Origin of the sequence: Pseudomonas sp. OVF7, from assembly GCF_030644265.1 — a bacterium.
GTDB classification, from domain to species: Bacteria; Pseudomonadota; Gammaproteobacteria; order Pseudomonadales; family Pseudomonadaceae; genus Aquipseudomonas; species Aquipseudomonas gorinensis.
This window is the reverse complement of sequence record NZ_CP128996.1, coordinates 1,478,614-1,495,921: the sequence shown is the minus strand read 5'-3', so window position 1 is coordinate 1,495,921 and position 17,308 is coordinate 1,478,614. Positions and strand designations below refer to the sequence as shown.

Below are 17,308 nucleotides of genomic sequence, written 5' to 3'. Positions count from 1 at the left end.
ATCATAAAACCAACAAGGACAACGGTATGAGCCTGTGGCGCACCCAACCCAATATCGAGCAACTCAACGCGAGCCAGAAAAACACCATTGGTGAGTTGCTGGATATTCGTTTCGAAAGTTTCGACGACGAGTCCCTGACCGCCAGCATGGTGGTTGACCATCGCACCCACCAGCCCTACGGCTTGCTGCACGGCGGGGCGTCGGTGGTGCTGGCCGAAAGTGTCGGCTCCATGGCCGCCTACCTGTGCATCGATGCCAGCAAGTTCTATTGCGTGGGCCTGGAGGTCAACGCCAACCACCTGCGCGGGGTGCGCAGCGGGCGGGTGACGGCGGTGGCCAAGGCGATTCATATCGGCCGCACCACGCAGGTGTGGGACATCCGCCTGACCAACGATGAAGGCAAGACCAGTTGTGTCTCGCGCCTGACCATGGCCGTGGTGCCCCTGGGCGAGACCCCGCCGGCGCGATAGGCGTGGCGTGAGTGTCATCATTCCTGGCGGTTACGGTCATTGCTGTCCGGGCCAGGCGTGGGACAATCAGTGTCTGTTTTTTGTCGATGGAACCGGTATGTCGCAGCCTGTGTTTTTTGCCCACGCCAATGGCTTTCCTTCCGCTACCTACGGCAAGCTGTTTGCCGCCCTGGCGCCGGAATATGCCGTGGCCCATCTGCCGCAGCACGGCCACGACCCCAGGTTCCCAGTGGACGATAACTGGCAGAACCTGGTGGACGAACTGATCCACCATCTGGAGCAACAGCCAGAACCGGTGTGGGGGGTAGGCCATTCCCTGGGCGGCGTACTGCATTTGCATGCGGCCATGCGCTGCCCGCAGCTGTATCGCGGCGTGGTGATGCTCGATTCGCCAGTGCTGACCCGCGCGGACCGTTGGGTGATCCGTGCCGCCAAGCGCTTTGGCTTTATCGATCGCCTCACGCCGGCCGGGCGCACCCTGGGGCGTCGCGAAGAGTTCACAGACCTGGAGGCCGCGCGCAGTTATTTCGCGGGCAAGACCCTGTTTCGCGGCTTCGACCCGGAATGCTTCGACGCCTATCTGCAACACGGCCTGCACCAGGTGGGTGATCGCCTGCGCCTGCGCTTTGACCCCGCTACCGAAATCAGCATCTACCGAGGCGTGCCCCACACCAGCCCAGGTCAGGTGCGCCAGTTGAAAGTGCCCTTGGCAGTGGTGCGCGGTCGCCAGAGCCGGGTGGTGATGCGTCACCATGCCAGCGGCGTCGACCGCTTGCCCATGGGTGAAATGCTCACCATGCCGGGCGGCCACATGTTTCCCCTTGAACGCCCCCAGGACACTGCAACCTTGATCAAGAACCTGTTCACTCGTTGGCAGACCCGCGAGCGCAGTTGCGCATGAGTACGCCGGTCGAAGAGGTTCGCCTGAGCTTGCCGCATATCGAATTGGCGGCGCACCTGTTCGGCCCCGAGGATGGCGTGCCGGTGATCGCCCTGCATGGCTGGCTGGATAATGCCAACAGCTTTGCGCGGTTGGCGCCGAAGCTGCAGGGCTTGCGCATCGTCGCACTGGACATGGCCGGGCACGGGCATTCGGCGCATCGCCCTGTCGGAGCCGGTTATGCCTTGTGGGATTATGTCTTTGACGTGCTGCAAGTCGCCGAGCAACTGGGCTGGAAACGTTTTGCATTACTTGGCCACTCTCTAGGCGCCATCGTCTCGTTGGTACTGGCCGGCGCCTTGCCGGAGCGCGTGACGCACCTGGGGTTGATCGACGGCGTGATCCCGCCGACCGCCAGTGGCGAGAATGCCGCTGAGCGCCTGGGCATGGCGTTGCAGGCGCAACTGAACCTGCGGGACAAGCGCAAACCGGTCTACAGCACCCTGGAGCGTGCGGTCGAGGCGCGCATGAAAGGGGTGGTGGCTGTCAGCCGCGAAGCCGCGGAACTGCTGGCCCAGCGCGGTTTGATGCCGGTGCCGGGCGGTTACACGTGGCGTACCGACAGCCGCCTGACCCTGGCGTCGCCGATGCGTCTGACTGATGAGCAGGCGATGGCGTTCGTGCGCAGAGTGAGTTGCCCTACGCAATTGGTGGTCGCGGCTGACGGCATGCTGGCGAAACATTCCGAATTGCTTTCTCAACTACCCTTTACGGTCACAACGCTGCCGGGAGGCCATCATTTACACCTGAATGATGAGCCGGGCGCGGTCCTTGTTGCAGACTGTTTCAATCGGTTCTTCCACGCGCCTTGACTTGGCGCGGGCAACTGCCGAGGCTGGGCGGATTGAAAGGGAGTCAACCATGTACGATCTCAACACCGATCTTGAAACTGCTGTGACCTCCGATGGCCAGGGCTTGCCGATCCGATGAGCCTGCGTAAAGGATGTATCCGTGCCCTCGGCCTGTGCTGTTTCAGCCCCTTGGTGTTCGCCGCCGATGTGCCGGGAAGCCAGGATTTACCTGCCGTGTCCCGCCAGGTTGATGCGCAAATCGTCGATTACCGCCCCGCTGAAGAAAAGGAACGCATCTACCCCATGGGCGCGATCCGCAAGATCAGCGGCCAACTGCGCTACGAAGGCCAGGCCACTGCCCGCGGGCGAACCACGGCGATCACCTATGAACTACCCGCCGAACACACCTCCAGCGCCGCTTTCACTGCCACGCGCGAAGCCTTGCAGGCCAAGGGCGCGCAACTGCTGTTCTGGTGCCAGGCCCGCGATTGCGGCGAAAGCAGCCTGTGGGCCAATGAAGTGTTCGGCAATGCCAAGCTGGTCGGCGCCGACGGCCAGCAGGAGTACCTGCTCTTGCGCCTGGCCGCCCCGCAGGAAAACTCCCTCGTGGCGCTGTACGGCATCACCCGGGGCAATCGCCGGGCTTATCTGCATGTCGAGCAAATAGACGCCGGCGCACCGCTCGGCGAGCTGCTGCCAACCTCCGCCACGCTGTTGCGAGAGCTGAAAAGCACCGGCGAACTGGACTTCCCGACCTTGGGCACAGACCCTGACGCCACCTGGTTGACCTTGATATCCCGCGGGTTGAACCTCGACACCACCTTGCGTGTCAGTTTGACCGGCCCTACTGCCGAAGCGTGGCGCCAGGCCCTGGTTGACAGCGGTGTGCGGGCTACGCGGCTGGAGACCGGCACGGATCAAGCCAAGGGTCTGCACCTGCATCTGATACGCTGACCGTAACAGGGCGAACGGACCCGTGCCGTTCGCCTAAGCTCTCCTCCTACAGCCTTTTGCTAGAGATACCCCATGCTCAATAACGATCGCCTGCTGGTGCAAATCCTGCTGCTGGTGCTGTTCGGTGCCAGCTTCTGGGTGATGGCGCCGTTCTGGTCGGCGCTGTTCTGGGGCGCGGTGCTGGCGTTTGCCAGTTGGCCGCTGATGCGTCTGCTCACCCGTTGGCTCGGCGGTCGTGAATCCCTGGCCGCCGGCATCCTGACCCTGGGCTGGATGCTGCTGGTGGCGGTGCCATTGGTGTGGCTCGGGTTCAACCTGGCGGACCATGTGCGTGATGCGGTGGCACTGATCAAGGATATTCAGGTCGACGGTTTGCCCGCGGCGCCGACCTGGCTGGGTTCGATCCCGTTTGTCGGCGAGCGGTTGGTGGCGATGTGGGACAGCATTGACCAGCAGGGCGCGGCGCTGATGGTCAGCCTCAAGCCGTACCTGGGGCAGGTCGGGAATTGGCTGCTGGCGCGCAGTGCGCAGATCGGCGGCGGCATTCTGGAGCTGACCCTGAGCCTGGTGTTCGTGTTCTTTTTCTATCGTGATGGGCCGCGCCTGGCGATGTTCGTGCACCGCTTGCTGGAGCGCCTGATTGGTGACCGTGCCGGTTATTACATCGAGTTGGTGGCTGGCACCGTGCAGCGCGTGGTCAACGGCGTAATCGGTACCGCCGCCGCCCAGGCGTTGCTGGCGCTGATCGGCTTCCTGATCGCCGGTGTGCCGGGCGCACTGGTATTGGGTATTGTCACCTTCCTGCTCAGCCTGATCCCCATGGGGCCACCGCTGGTGTGGATTCCGGCCACGGCCTGGCTGGCGTGGAAGGGCGATTACACGTATGCGGTGTTCCTCGGCGTGTGGGGCACGTTCATCATCAGCGGCGTGGACAACGTGCTCAAGCCGTACCTGATTAGCCGTGGCGGCAACCTGCCGCTGGTTATCGTGCTGCTTGGGGTGTTCGGCGGGTTGATCGCCTTTGGCTTTATCGGCCTGTTTATCGGCCCGACCCTGTTGGCGGTGGCGTACAGCCTCTTGATGGATTGGAGCGCGACCCAGGCCCAGGGGCGGCGTGATGACAAAACGCTGTAGAGGCTTGCAGTCGCTACGGCTTCAACTCCCCCTAGCGGCGGGGGAGCCACATGACGGCGGTGAGGCCGCCGCCCGGAGTGTCTTCCAGGCTCAGGCGGCCGCCGAGGCGCTCCACCGCGTCTTTGGCGATTGTCATCCCCAGGCCGACGCCGCCGGAGTTGCGGTTGCGTGAGCCTTCCAGCCGATAGAACGGTTCGAACACCGCTTCGCGTTTATCCGCCGCAATCCCCGGCCCGTGGTCGATCACGCGGATAATCAGGGCCTCGCGGCTATCCTGCAGTTCCACACGCGCCGTGCCAGCGTAGCGCAGGGCGTTGTCGATCAGGTTGTTCAGGCAGGAGCGCAGCGCCATGGGCTGCACCTGCAAAGGCGCGCAGGTGCCGGCAAACTGCACATCGGAACCTTGGTCCTGGGCGTTCTCGCTGAGGGACTCCACCAGTGCCTGGACGTCGAGCCAATGTCGGGTTTCGCTGGTGCGCTGTTCATGCAGGTAGCTCAGGGTAGCGTCGAGCATGCCGATCATGTCGTCCAGGTCCTGGCGCATCTGGCCTTGCAGCTTGGTGTCTTCGATCTGCTCCAGGCGCAGCTTGAGGCGTGACAGCGGGGTGCGCAGGTCATGGGAGACCGCGCCGAGCATGCGTGCACGCTGGCTGACCTGCTCGCGAATGCGCTTTTGCATCAGGTTGAAGGTCGATGCCGCCTGTCGGGCTTCCCTGGGGCCGGATTCGTCGAGGGGCGGGCTGTCGAGGTCGAGGCTCAAGCGTTCGGCCGCCGCACTCAGGCGCTGGATCGGTCGGCTCAACAGTTTGGCGCCGTACCAGGCCGCGATGATCAACGAGATGAACTGAAACGTCAGCGGTACCACCGGGCCACCAAACCACGGGCGACGATGCTTGTGCAGGGGCTTCATCGTGCCATCGGGCTGCTGCACGAAGGTTTCTGCAGGCGGTGGCGGCGGCGGGCCGTAGTGGTGAAACCAAAAGAACGCCAGGCCATGGGCCAGCACAATCGCAATCAGCAACACGCCGAACAGCCTGCCGAACAGCGTGTTGAAGGTGTTGCGCATCAGCCGATATCCCGCGCGTCGAACAGGTAGCCTTCACCGCGCACGGTCTTGATCAATTGCGGTGCCTTCGGGTCATCGCCCAGCTTCTGGCGCAGGCGTGAAACCAGCAAGTCGATGCTGCGATCAAACGCCTCGATAGAGCGCCCACGGGCGGCATCCAGCAATTGTTCGCGGCTGAGCACCCGACGCGGCCGCTCGATAAATACCCACAGCAGGCGGAATTCGGCGTTGGACAGCGGTACCACCAGGCCATCGTCGGCCACCAGTTGGCGCAGCACACTGTTCAGGCGCCAACTGTCGAAGCGGATGTTGGCGCGCTGCTCAGTGCGGTCATCGCGTACCCGGCGCAGGATGGTCTGGATACGCGCGACCAGCTCACGGGGTTCGAACGGCTTGGACATATAGTCGTCGGCGCCCAGCTCCAGGCCGATGATGCGGTCAGTGGGTTCGCAGCGGGCGGTGAGCATCAGGATCGGGATATCCGATTCGGCGCGCAGCCAGCGGCACAGCGACAGGCCGTCTTCGCCCGGCAGCATCAGGTCGAGCACCACCACGTCGAACGTTTCCGCTTGCATGGCCACGCGCATCGCGGCGCCGTCGGTCACGCCGCTGGCGAGAATATTGAAACGCGCCAGATAGTCGATCAGCAGTTCTCGGATCGGCACATCGTCGTCTACGATCAGCGCTCGGGTATTCCAGCGCTTTTCATCGGCGATCACCGCGCTTTTTTGCTCGTCGTTCACAGAAGCCGAAGGGGTATGCATAGTGCGATCATCTGCCTGGTTGTAGCGGTCAGCATAGGCGCCCAGCCCCATGGCTGGAAGTGCTGCACGGTGGGTCGTGCGGGCGAGCCTAGCCTTGGGGCGTGTTGAGGGCATGTCGTGAATGTATCGGCTTTGAAATAATTCGCCGAAAAGGCCTGTCCGACGGCGCCTGGTCAGTATTTACCGATCATCGGATCCCGCAACGGCGCCGCTTGCGCTACAATCCGCGCCGATTTCGACTTGCCTGAGAGCCTATTCCAATGTCCGTCTGCCAGACTCCTATCATCGTCGCCCTGGATTACCCCACCCGTGACGCCGCACTGAAGCTGGCTGATCAGTTGGACCCGAAGCTTTGCCGGGTCAAAGTCGGCAAGGAACTCTTCACCAGTTGCGCCGCGGAAATTGTCGGCACCCTGCGTGACAAAGGCTTCGAAGTGTTCCTCGACCTGAAATTCCACGACATCCCCAACACCACTGCGATGGCGGTCAAGGCTGCGGCTGAAATGGGCGTGTGGATGGTCAACGTGCACTGCTCCGGCGGCCTGCGCATGATGACAGCCTGCCGCGAAGTGCTGGAACAGCGCAGCGGCCCCAAACCGTTGCTGATCGGTGTCACCGTGCTGACCAGCATGGAGCGTGAAGACCTGGCCGGCATCGGCCTGGACATCGAGCCTCAGGAACAAGTGCTGCGCCTGGCCGCCCTGGCCGACAAAGCCGGCCTGGATGGCCTGGTTTGCTCGGCGCTGGAAGCCCAGGCCCTGAAGACCGCTCACCCGTCGCTGCAACTGGTGACCCCGGGCATTCGCCCGGCGGGCAGTGCCCAGGATGACCAGCGTCGTATCCTGACGCCGCGTCAGGCACTGGATGCAGGCTCTGATTACCTGGTGATCGGCCGTCCGATCAGCCAGGCAGCCGATCCGGCCAAAGCGTTGGCGGCGGTAGTGGCCGAGATCGCCTGATCAGTCACCGATCAAAAATATGGGAGGGGGCAAGCCCTTCCCATATTTACAGCGGTTGTCGATCAGTCGACCTTGAGCACCAACTTGCCAAAGTTTTCCCCGTTGAACAGCTTCATCAGCGTCTCCGGGAATGTCTCCAGCCCCTCCACGATATCTTCCTTGCTCTTGAGCTTGCCCTGGGCCATCCAGCTGGCCATTTCCTGCCCGGCCGCCGCAAAGTTCGCCGCATGGTCCATCACCACGAAGCCTTCCATACGCGCGCGATTGACCAGCAATGACAGATAATTGGCCGGGCCTTTCACGGCCTCCTTATTGTTGTACTGGCTGATGGCACCGCAAATCACCACGCGGGCTTTGAGTGCCAGGCGGCTGAGCACGGCGTCGAGAATATCGCCGCCGACGTTATCGAAATACACATCCACGCCTTTGGGGCACTCGCGCTTGAGAGCGGCGGGCACGTCTTCGTTCTTGTAGTCGATGGCGGCGTCGAAGCCCAGCTCATCCACCAGGAACTTGCACTTGTCGGCACCGCCGGCAATGCCTACCACGCGACAGCCTTTGATCTTGGCAATCTGCCCGGCAATGCTGCCGACCGCACCGGCCGCGCCGGAGATCACCACCGTTTCGCCAGCCTTGGGCGCGCCGGTGTCCAGCAGGGCAAAGTAGGCGGTCATGCCGGTCATGCCCAGTGCCGAGAGGTAGCGGGGCAGGGGCGCGAGTTGCGGGTCGACCTTATAGAAACCACGCGGCTCGCCCAGAAAGTAATCCTGCACGCCCAGGGCACCGTTTACGTAGTCCCCCACTGCAAAGTTCGGGTTGTTCGAGGCAATCACCTTGCCCACGCCCAGCGCACGCATGACTTCGCCGATACCGACGGGGGGAATGTAGGATTTGCCCTCATTCATCCAGCCGCGCATGGCCGGGTCGAGGGACAGGTATTCGTTGTGCACCAGCACCTGCCCCTCCTGGGGCGTGCCCACGGGCACTTCCTGGTAGGTGAAGGTTTCCCGCGTGGCTGCGCCGACCGGGCGTTTGGCAAGCAGGAACTGGCGGTTGGTCTGGGCGGTCATGGCAAGGGCTCTTTAGAAATGAACCTGAGTGATAGACCCAAGATGGCCTGGAAGCAAGGTTGTCCGAGGCGGGCGAATGCCCGTCGATAGGCCGTGATGATAGTGCACCGCGACGCCTTATCACTGCGACGCATACAGCCTCAACCGGCCTTCTGATAGTGCTGACGCGCCTATCCGGCTGTTGGCTAGACTCGTCCCACGGTAACTTTTCCCAAAGGACATCCTCCATGAGCATGACGTTTTCCGGCCAGGTCGCCCTGGTCACTGGCGCCGCCGCCGGTATCGGCCGCGCGACCGCCCTGGCATTCGCAGGTGAAGGCTTGAAGGTCGTGGTAGCCGACTTGGATGTGGCAGGGGGCGAGGGCACCGTCGAGCTGATCCGGCAGGCCGGTGGTGAAGCGCTGTTTGTGCGTTGCAACGTCACGCTTGAAGCGGATGTGCAGCAACTGATGGCGCAGACCGTCGCCGTGTATGGCCGCCTGGACTATGCCTTCAACAATGCGGGCATCGAGATCGAGAAGGGCAAGCTGGCCGACGGCAGCCTGGATGAGTTCGACGCCATCATGGGCGTCAACGTGAAAGGGGTTTGGCTGTGCATGAAGTACCAACTGCCGTTGCTGCTGGCCCAGGGCGGCGGTGCGATCGTCAATACCGCATCGGTGGCGGGGTTGGGCGCGGCGCCGAAGATGAGCATCTACGCTGCCTCCAAGCATGCGGTGATCGGCCTGACGAAGTCGGCGGCCATCGAATATGCGAAAAAGAAAATTCGTGTCAACGCGGTATGCCCGGCGGTGATTGATACCGATATGTTCCGCCGTGCCTATGAAGCCGACCCGCGCAAAGCCGAATTTGCAGCGGCCATGCATCCGGTAGGGCGCATCGGCAAGGTCGAGGAAATCGCCAGCGCCGTGTTGTACCTGTGCAGTGATGGGGCTGCCTTCACAACTGGCCATGCGCTCGCGGTGGACGGTGGCGCGACGGCAATCTAGGACTCCGTGCAGCGCGCCATTCGAAAAGGCATGAGGCGCTGTGGGGCGTTTCCAGAGCTGGCAAAGCGCCGCGTGTGAATGTGTATCACCAGGTAAATAAGCTAATAAAATCAATACTTTAATAAAAGTTGTCGGCCGGTTTGGCTGGGCTTCTGTGCTTAACTGTTTGAGGTTGAATAACAGACAGTTGAAGTGAGTGGCTCATGGATTTAGGGATCGATCGACAAGCCCTTGTACCGGTGGTGCAGCAAATCGTCAGTGCGGTGGCGGAATGGATTCGCAAGAGCGGGGTCAGCCCCGGTACCCGCTTGCCGTCCATCCGCCAGTTGGCCCTCGACAACTTGCTCAGCCAGTCCAGTGTCATCGAGGCATTCGAACGCATGGTGGCCCAAGGGGTGCTGGCCTCGAAACAGGGGGCGGGGTTCGTGGTCGCGCGTCCTCCCACCGTCCACGAATACCACTGGTATGAAGGCGCGGAACGGGAATGGGGGGACTTTACCGATAGCCCATTGGGTGAACTGAAACTGGGGTGTGGCTGGTTGCCGGACGCCTGGCGCGAAAGTGATGACATCAGCTATGCGATTCGCGAAATCTGTCGCACCGATACCGGCGGTTTGTTCAACTACAGTACGCCGCTGGGGTTGCCGGCGTTGCGCGAGCAGTTGCTCAAGCGCCTGACCCAGATCCGCGTGGCCACCAGCCTCGATCGCATTCTCACCACCCAGGGCGCCAGCCATGCCCAGGACCTGTTGATACGCACCTTGCTCAAGGCGGGCGACACCGTCGTGGTCGAGACCCCAGGCTATGGCAACCTCTATCGCCAATTGGCGCATCATGGCGTCACGTTGCTGGAAGTGCCTCGGACCCGTGGCGGCCCGGACATCCCGGCGCTGGAGGCGCTGCTGCAACGGCATCACCCCACGTGCCTGTTCATCAACAGCCTCTATCACAACCCCACCGGCACCAGCCTGTGCCGCGCGGTCGCCGAGCGTTTGCTCGAACTGGCACGCCGCGAGGATTTCCTGATCATCGAAGAGGATGTCTACGGCGACCTGCAACACGCCAGCTGCACGCGACTGTCGGCGCTGCCCCATGATGACCGGGTCATCTATGTCTCGAGTTTTTCCAAGACCCTCAGTAGCGCCTTGCGGGTGGGCTACCTCAGCGCCAGCACCGCGCTCATTGCCCGCTTGGCTCACCTCAAGACCCTGACCGGCATCGGTACTTCGCGCTTTGCCGAGGCGGTGGTGGCCACGTTGCTGGCCAATGGTACCTACCGCAAGTGGGTGCAGCGCCTGCGCAAACGCCTGGGCACGCAGATGACCGCCACCTTGCAGGTACTGGAGGATGAGGAATGGCAGGTGTTTGCCGTGCCGGCCGGCGGGATGTTCCTGTGGGTGCGGCCTGCCGTGGCGGATCGTTCGCGGCTGCAGGCATATGCGCGCAAGTTCGGCGTCTTGTTGTCACCGGGGGCGCTGTTCAACCCGACGGGTGAATCCAGTGAGTGGCTGCGCATCAATGTGGCCTATGCTGATGATCAACGGGCACTTGCGTTATTCCGCGCCTTGGGCCCTACCAGATCGACCTCGACCATTCTGAAAACGACGAGCGTGTAGCTTTTTGCCATTATTCCGGCGCCAACAGCTTGTGCTCAATGCCTTGGGGTTGCGAATCTCGCTTCTTGTAAACCGGGCTTATGGCATCTGCCATTGCAAGAGGATTCAAGTGCAATGATTTCGGCCGTGCAACGACGTTTCGCCAACCTCGGTATGGCGAAAAAACTGGGCTTGGGCTTCCTTCTTGTCCTGCTGCTGACAGCTTTGGTGGCGGCCATCGGTGTGTGGTCCCTGCAAACCGTTGGCCAGCGTTTCGAAGGCCTCAAGGCAATGTCTTCGCTCAACAACGGCCTGTTCAAGGTGCGCTTGATCGAGCAGGACTACGCGCTGCACGCCGACCCCAAGGCTGTCGATGCCCTGCATGAGAGCGTCGACGCGTTGGCGGCGCTGGCGGCCAGGCTCAAGGCAGAGTCCGCCGCCAATGTGCCAGTGATGACCGATGTGGAGCAGGCCCTGGCGGCTTATCGCAAGGCATTCGATGAGTTTGTCGAGCTGACCCAAACCAAGGACCTGGCCCTGGAAATGGCCACTTGGTCGGTGTCCAGCGTGGCCAATAACCTCGACGTGTTGCAGGCCGGCCTGGCGGACGATGGCGCGTATGGTCTCAAGGAGAGCCAGGGCAAGGAAGGTGCCGAGTTTATCGAGCAGGCGGGGCAGGTCAGCCAGGTCTCGCGCTTGATGTTGCAAGCCATGAACGAAGCCCATGTGCGCCTCGACCAGAGCCGCAAGGCCGACGCCGATGACTCTCAGCAGGGCAAGATCGAGCAGGCCGACCAGGCCCTGGCCCAGGTCGAACAACTGAAAACTTCGGTCAAGGACCCGGGTTACCAGACGGTGCTTAACGAAGTGTCCGGGCATATTGCCTCGTTCAGTGAAAAGCTCGGTGAATACACCGGCCTGCTGGCCCAGGAAAAGGTGGTCTACAAGCAGTTGCATGACCGCGCCGATCAAGTGGTCAGCCGAGTCAACCAGGCCTACGCCACCGAAGACCAATCGATGCAGGCGCAACTGAAGGAAAGCGCGATGTTGATCGTTGGCTCGTCAGCCTTGGCATTGTTGGTGGGGCTGATCGCTGCCTGGGTGATCACCCGGTTGATCGTGGCGCCGCTGCGCAGTGTGATTGCGGTGGCCCAGCAGATTGCCGCCGGAGACCTGAGTGGGCGCATGGAGGTTGATCGCCGCGATGAGATCGGCCAACTGATGCAGGCCATGCAGCAGATGGGCAATGGCCTTAGCCATATGGTCAGCGGGTTGCAGGCGGGTATTGAGCAACTGGCCAGTTCGGCGCATACGTTATCCAGCGTGACTGAGCAGACCAACGTCGAGGTCAGCAGCCAGAAGGAAGAAACCGAGCAAGTGGCGACCGCGATGAACCAGATGACCGCCACGGTGCACGATGTGGCGCGCAACGCCGAGGAGGCTGCACAAGCGGCGCAGACGGCGGATGACAAGGTCGACAGTGGCCAGCAGGTGGTACGCCAGAGTTTGCAGCGCATAGAGTTGCTGGCCACTTCCAGCGCCCATGCCAGTGCCAGCATCGACAGCCTGAGTACGGAAATCCAGAACATCGGCACGGTGTTGAGCGTGATCAAAAGCGTGGCCGAACAGACCAACTTGCTCGCCTTGAATGCGGCAATCGAAGCGGCCCGAGCCGGCGAGCAAGGCCGTGGTTTTGCGGTGGTGGCCGATGAAGTGCGCGCGCTGGCCAAGCGCACCCAGCAGTCGACCGAGGAAATCGAGCGTCTGGTCAGCACTCTGCGTGCTGCGGCGCAGTCGTCGGTGCAGCAGATCCAGCAGAGTGGCGAGCTGGTGAAACTGGCGGTGAGCGATGCGCTGGAAACCGAAAGCGCCTTGGGCAGCATTGCCGTCGCGGTGTCATTGATCCAGCAGATGAACCAACAGATCGCCGCCGCTGCCGAGCAGCAGAGCTCGGTGGCCGAAGAGATCAATCGCAGTGTCACCAGCATCCGCGCGAGTGCCGATCAATCGGCATTGAGTATGCAAGGCAACGCCGCGTCGAGCATCCAGCTGGCGCAGTTGGGGGCGGAGCTGAAGGGGATGGTGGGGCACTTCCGCCTTTGATCGCCGCGTGCTGGAGGCGATCAAAGGGCAGGGCAATCAGGCGTGGTTGGCGAGGAAGGTCAGCAGGGCTTCATTGACGAAGTCCGGATTCTCCCGGCTGGAGATATGCCCGGCGTTTGGGATCAGGGTCAGGCCGCAGCCAATCAACTTGGCCATGGCGTCGGACTCGGCGGGTGGGCGCGGTTTGTCCTGCTCGCCGCACATCACCAGGGTGGTGTCGGCATCCAGGCGTGGCAATTGCTCCAGCACATCCGAGCGGCTGAAGATCAGCCGGCCCAGGGGCACGATGCTGTGCAGCAGGCGTTCCCGGGAGAATGACTGCAGGGCCCTGCGATAGTCCTGGTACAGCGCGGATTCGCGGTCGATGCCGGGGCGGAAGAAGATCGGCGCGATGACATCCAGCAAGGGCTCGGGGATCGCGCCGGTGTCTTCGATCATCTTGAACAGCGAGAAATAGTACTGGCGCGTGGCTTCGGGCTCGGCGCCGAGGTAGGTGTCCATCAGCACCAGGCTGTTGACGCGCCCAGGTGCCTGCAACGCCAGGCGTGCGCCCCACATGCCGCCGACCGACAGGCCGACCAGGTTGACCTGGGCAATTTCCAACTGGTCGAGCAGGGCCAGGGCCTGGCGCGCCAGGTCGTCGAGGGAGCGGGTTGACGCGGGCAGCGGGCCCGACTCGCCGTGCCCCCACAGTTCGGGGACGAGCACGCGGTACTGTTGCGACAGGGCTTCAATCTGCGGCGCCCACATATCGCGATCCCACAGGTAGCTTGAACCCAGGAGCACCGCTGGGCCGGTACCCAGGTCGAGATAGTGCAGCGGTTGTCCATCAATCACGGCGACAGGCATAGCAGGCCTCTAACTTCACGGAGTGAGGGGCACTTTTTTACGCTAGTCGAGAGCGGGGGGATAGGTACAAAGTGATGGCATGTGGCGACGGCGGTCGCCACATGGCGGTGGGGATCAGTCGTAGATGACTTTCTTCTTCCACTCGGCGTCGGCGTCGACGACTTTCAGGCCTTCCGTCAGTTCGTTGACTTCGTCTTCGGCAGGCTTGCTGTTGGTCAGCACCGTGGAGTTGGCGCGGGCCAGCTGCGACTCCAGCAATTGCAGCTGCGCACTGTACAGCACCGGTTCGGGCTGTTTGCGCAGGTACTGTACGCCACGTTCGAAGGCCAGGCGTGCCTGGCCCGGCTGGCCTTGCTGCAAGGCATGCTGGCCGAGGTTATTGAAGAACTCGATATGCAGCAGCACCAGGATATGCCGAATTTCCTTTATCCAGTGCTTGGCCTCGTTGGTCGGCAGGAAACCATCCTGGGCGGCGCGGGTCACCTGGCCGTGCAGGGCTTCCAGCAGGAAACGCACGTCCTTGGCCTTGGTTTCGGTCTGGATCGGGGCGGGCGGGTTGTTGACTGGAATCGACTCACCCTGGGCCACCAGGGCATTGAGCTCGGCGATCCGTGCCTTGACCGCGGCGTTGGTCCTATTGAGGTGCAACAGGCGTTGGTTGACGTTGAGTTCCAGGCGGGTCAGCAACAACTTGAGCGCCGGGGTCATCAACTGGCCAGGGAAAGTCTCGGTGATTTCACCGCAGCGACGCAGCCGATCATTGAGTTCGATCTCGGTGCGCTTCTTTTCCAGTTTGTTGTTTTCCACCACGTGGTTCATGTAGCCAATGGCGATCAGTATTACGATCCCGGCTATTACCAGCAGGGTGATCATGAGTGGTGTCACCGGTGTGACCTCTTTATAGGGTTTGCTGTTGAGTGTAGTGACTGGAACAACCGACGGATAGGACTCTTCGACCAGTTGCCCAGGTAGTTTCTTCTATATAGGTCAGCGCTCCCTGCATGGATGCACATTGCCATCATTTGCTGGAGCGAACTATAGCGTCTTGTAGGGCGTCAGAATATAGGCGTCAAGGGGCGGACGGGCAGAATGCCTGAGCAGGCCGGTAAACGGGGGCGAAGTCATTGATTTAAATAAATTTATCCTTGGGGGTTGACGACCTTTCAATCCATCCATAGAATGCGCGCCACTTACAGCGTAAAGCACACAGCGAAACGCGGTAGGGAGTGAATGTTGTACGTGTGTCCCCTTCGTCTAGTGGCCTAGGACACCGCCCTTTCACGGCGGTAACAGGGGTTCGAGTCCCCTAGGGGACGCCAATGCGGGAATAGCTCAGTTGGTAGAGCACGACCTTGCCAAGGTCGGGGTCGCGAGTTCGAGTCTCGTTTCCCGCTCCAATTTTTAAGCAGTGTTGCCCTCGGGCGGCACTGAGTGAAACCAGGACCACATCTTCGGGTGAGGCCTCTGGGCACTGGAATACACACCATGTGTTTCAGTAGCGTGTCCCCTTCGTCTAGTGGCCTAGGACACCGCCCTTTCACGGCGGTAACAGGGGTTCGAGTCCCCTAGGGGACGCCATTTGCGGGAATAGCTCAGTTGGTAGAGCACGACCTTGCCAAGGTCGGGGTCGCGAGTTCGAGTCTCGTTTCCCGCTCCATATTCAATGAAAACGCCGATCAGTGATGATCGGCGTTTTTGTTTGCGTGGGATTTATGCCGGCCGAAAAAGCCCGCCATCGCGGCGGCCTCATTCGGCTATCAGAGCTTCGGCAACTGCCCGATACGCCCCATCATTTCAGTAACGATCTGCAGATCCAGCAAGAACTGGTCGACCGTCTTGAACTCTTTATTGGTGTGGCCGGTGTACTTAACGTCGAGCCTGGCCAGGCCGAACTGCACGCCGTTGGGTAGGTCATGCACCGAGGTTGAGCCGGCAGAGGCGCCGAATTTTCGCGGCATGTCGAGGTTTTCGCTGGCTACGTCCAGCAAAGCCTTGACCCACTCACCCTCGGGGTCGCGGAACATCGGTTCGGTCATCAAGTAGTCCACGTCCATTGCAATGGCGTTCTTCGTGCTCCAGGCGCCCAACTTGTCGGCAATCTCGGCTTTCAGCACGTCCAAACGTTTTCCCTTTGGTACGCGTAGGTTGACCGTCAGCGTGAAGGTCTTTTCGTTCATTCCGATGAAGGTCAGTGATGTAGTCAGAGGCCCCATGAAAGTGTCCGAAAAGCCAATACCCAGTTTGCCTCCCAGGTAATCCAGCCCCCAGTTGTCGGCAGCGTAACGCGCGGCATCGGAAATATGGTTTTGCTTGAGTGCGATGTTCCCGTCCAGGCTGTGGATGAAGCCCAACATCCTGGAGACGGGGTTCACACCGGATTCGGGTTCTGATGAATGCGCGGACACGCCGGTAACGGTCAGTTGGACTTCCTTGCCGACGACTTGGGCGTTTACGTTGAAATTATCGCCATTGCGCCTCGCATATTCGTTACCCGCCTTTTGCAGGCGGGCTGCCAATTCAATCGGATTTTCCCCCAACAGTATGGCAACCGAGGTCAGCGGGATCTGGTTGGCGGCGAGACCTCCGGTCATGGAGATGATTTCGGCGCCGTCGCCTTGTGCGGTGCGTCGGGCAAAGTTCGCGGTGACAGTGCCATAGCCTTTCTCGGCAATGACCACCGGATAACCGCCATCCAGAGCCACGTTGTAGTGGGGCGTGGGGTTGCGTTCAAAGTAGTAGGCGATTGCATCGCCGGCGATTTCCTCAGTGGTATCGACCAGCAGCTTGAAGTTTCTCGCCAGCGGTAGCCGCTCCTCCTGGATGACCTTCATGGCGTAGAGCGCCACCACGATGCCATTCTTGTCGTCCTCCGTGCCTCGGCCATACAAGCGGTTGCCGACCTGGGAAACCTCGAATGGGTCGAGCCGGGTGCCGTTTTCCAATACCCAGTCCTGCGGATTGGCAGGCACGACGTCGGCATGCGCGTGAATGCCCACGACTTCATCGCCGGCGCCGTTGAGCGAGACCTCGAAAACGCGGTTGTCGATGTTGCGAAAGGAGAGGTTGAATGATTCTGCCAACGTCTTGAGTGTGTTGCCCATCTTGATGAATTCGGGGTTATCGTGCTGGGCAACCCCCTCCACACGAAATGTCGGAATGGCCACCAGTTCGCGCAGGGTGCCAATGGCGGCGTCGCCGTACTTCAATCGGGCATAGAGGCCAAGCAGGCGATGAATCTGGTTTTGCTGCGCAGTGGAAAGTGCCTTGCCGTCAAGGAAGCCGCTGATTGCCGCGCCGAGGTCGCTTCTCATGGGTGGGGCGCTCACGCCCAGCTGTCTCAGGAACTCACGGAAGTCAGTGGGCGATGTTTCGCTGAAGTGCGTGAGGATGGCGCGGCTTTGTTGCGGGGAAATATTGGCCTGTACGGGCAGGGTGAATGCTGCAAGGGGGACTACCAGGGCAGCGATGAGCAGGTGCTTAAGTGATGACTTCATTGTTGTGGCACTCCTATCTTCGTAGGCAGTTGAGATTGCCTGCCGAAGCTAACACCGTGAGGTAGAAGGACGGGTGCTCAAAACAAAATGAGATGTTTCCTACGAGCGTCTTACCCATGCAAAAACGCCG

15 protein-coding genes, 4 tRNA genes and 1 pseudogene are annotated in these 17,308 nt (G+C 61.4%); 14 read left to right on the top strand and 6 right to left on the bottom strand.

Features of this window, described 5'->3' with window-relative positions; genetic code table 11:
* Positions 1-26: 26 nt before the first annotated feature.
* The 5 genes from QU606_RS06610 (at position 27) to QU606_RS06590 (ending at position 4,289) form a co-directional block, all read left to right on the top strand.
* Positions 27-470, top strand: coding sequence for a hotdog fold thioesterase (locus tag QU606_RS06610; RefSeq protein WP_024074324.1), 444 nt, complete (start codon positions 27-29; stop codon positions 468-470).
* A gap of 97 nt (positions 471-567) precedes the next feature.
* Positions 568-1,371, top strand: a complete 804-nt coding sequence (locus QU606_RS06605) for an alpha/beta fold hydrolase (protein ID WP_024074325.1) — start codon at positions 568-570, stop codon at positions 1,369-1,371.
* A complete protein-coding gene (locus QU606_RS06600) occupies positions 1,368-2,222 on the top strand; it encodes an alpha/beta hydrolase (RefSeq protein ID WP_102624107.1) in 855 nt (284 codons plus the stop codon). Before QU606_RS06605 ends, QU606_RS06600 begins: the two co-directional genes overlap by 4 nt.
* Positions 2,223-2,336: 114 nt before the next feature.
* On the top strand, positions 2,337-3,155 hold the full coding sequence (locus QU606_RS06595; RefSeq protein ID WP_024074327.1) for a DUF4892 domain-containing protein: 819 nt from the start codon (positions 2,337-2,339) through the stop codon (positions 3,153-3,155).
* Positions 3,156-3,227: 72 nt separating this feature from the next.
* Positions 3,228-4,289, top strand: coding sequence for an AI-2E family transporter (locus QU606_RS06590; RefSeq protein ID WP_024074328.1), 1,062 nt, complete (start codon positions 3,228-3,230; stop codon positions 4,287-4,289).
* A 31-nt stretch (positions 4,290-4,320) separates the two neighbouring features.
* Here QU606_RS06590 and QU606_RS06585 read toward each other — a convergent pair whose 3' ends face one another.
* Both QU606_RS06585 and QU606_RS06580 read right to left on the bottom strand, forming a co-directional pair.
* Positions 4,321-5,355 (bottom strand): HAMP domain-containing sensor histidine kinase, encoded by a 1,035-nt coding sequence (locus tag QU606_RS06585; RefSeq protein WP_069075588.1) that lies wholly within the window; start codon positions 5,353-5,355, stop codon positions 4,321-4,323.
* Complete coding sequence (locus QU606_RS06580; RefSeq protein WP_041161131.1) at positions 5,355-6,119, bottom strand: response regulator; 765 nt, start codon at positions 6,117-6,119, stop codon at positions 5,355-5,357. Before QU606_RS06580 ends, QU606_RS06585 begins: the two co-directional genes overlap by 1 nt.
* A 260-nt stretch (positions 6,120-6,379) precedes the next feature.
* Between QU606_RS06580 and pyrF the strand changes: the two genes are divergently transcribed.
* Positions 6,380-7,078 carry an orotidine-5'-phosphate decarboxylase gene (gene pyrF, locus QU606_RS06575; protein ID WP_069075589.1) on the top strand — a complete coding sequence of 233 codons (699 nt, stop codon included), beginning with the start codon at positions 6,380-6,382 and terminating at the stop codon, positions 7,076-7,078.
* A gap of 62 nt (positions 7,079-7,140) precedes the next feature.
* On the opposite strand, the gene QU606_RS06570 is transcribed toward pyrF, so the two are convergent.
* A complete protein-coding gene (locus QU606_RS06570) occupies positions 7,141-8,148 on the bottom strand; it encodes an NADP-dependent oxidoreductase (protein WP_024074332.1) in 1,008 nt (335 codons plus the stop codon).
* A 227-nt stretch (positions 8,149-8,375) separates the two neighbouring features.
* Here QU606_RS06570 and QU606_RS06565 point away from each other — a divergent pair, with 227 nt between their 5' ends.
* The 4 genes and pseudogenes from QU606_RS06565 (at position 8,376) to QU606_RS32825 (ending at position 12,835) form a co-directional block, all read left to right on the top strand.
* Complete coding sequence (locus QU606_RS06565) at positions 8,376-9,137, top strand: SDR family oxidoreductase (RefSeq protein ID WP_024074333.1); 762 nt, start codon at positions 8,376-8,378, stop codon at positions 9,135-9,137.
* A 203-nt stretch (positions 9,138-9,340) separates the two neighbouring features.
* Complete coding sequence (locus QU606_RS06560; RefSeq protein ID WP_069075590.1) at positions 9,341-10,753, top strand: PLP-dependent aminotransferase family protein; 1,413 nt, start codon at positions 9,341-9,343, stop codon at positions 10,751-10,753.
* 114 nt (positions 10,754-10,867) lie between these two features.
* Positions 10,868-11,974, top strand: a pseudogene (locus tag QU606_RS32830) (HAMP domain-containing protein); the annotation flags it as partial.
* Entirely contained in the window at positions 11,954-12,835 is an 882-nt protein-coding gene (locus tag QU606_RS32825) for a methyl-accepting chemotaxis protein (RefSeq protein WP_370531106.1), read from the top strand. The pseudogene QU606_RS32830 and the gene QU606_RS32825, both read left to right, overlap by 21 nt.
* 36 nt (positions 12,836-12,871) lie before the next feature.
* On the opposite strand, the gene QU606_RS06550 is transcribed toward QU606_RS32825, so the two are convergent.
* Together QU606_RS06550 and QU606_RS06545 are read right to left on the bottom strand one after the other, a co-directional pair.
* Positions 12,872-13,684, bottom strand: coding sequence for an alpha/beta fold hydrolase (locus tag QU606_RS06550; protein ID WP_069075592.1), 813 nt, complete (start codon positions 13,682-13,684; stop codon positions 12,872-12,874).
* A 114-nt stretch (positions 13,685-13,798) separates the two neighbouring features.
* Positions 13,799-14,569, bottom strand: coding sequence for a hypothetical protein (locus QU606_RS06545; RefSeq protein ID WP_024074338.1), 771 nt, complete (start codon positions 14,567-14,569; stop codon positions 13,799-13,801).
* A 358-nt stretch (positions 14,570-14,927) separates the two neighbouring features.
* On the opposite strand from QU606_RS06545, the gene QU606_RS06540 reads away from it, so the two are divergent.
* The 4 genes from QU606_RS06540 to QU606_RS06525 all read left to right on the top strand — a co-directional run bounded on the left by QU606_RS06540 (position 14,928) and on the right by QU606_RS06525 (position 15,341).
* A tRNA-Glu gene (locus QU606_RS06540) sits at positions 14,928-15,003 on the top strand.
* Between the two features lie 2 nt (positions 15,004-15,005).
* Positions 15,006-15,081 (top strand) — tRNA-Gly (locus tag QU606_RS06535).
* Positions 15,082-15,186: 105 nt separating this feature from the next.
* Positions 15,187-15,262, top strand: a tRNA-Glu gene (locus tag QU606_RS06530).
* Between the two features lie 3 nt (positions 15,263-15,265).
* Positions 15,266-15,341, top strand: a tRNA-Gly gene (locus QU606_RS06525).
* 100 nt (positions 15,342-15,441) lie between these two features.
* On the opposite strand, the gene QU606_RS06520 is transcribed toward QU606_RS06525, so the two are convergent.
* Positions 15,442-17,178, bottom strand: coding sequence for a dipeptidase (locus QU606_RS06520; RefSeq protein ID WP_304998245.1), 1,737 nt, complete (start codon positions 17,176-17,178; stop codon positions 15,442-15,444).
* Between the last annotated feature and the right edge of the window lie 130 nt (positions 17,179-17,308).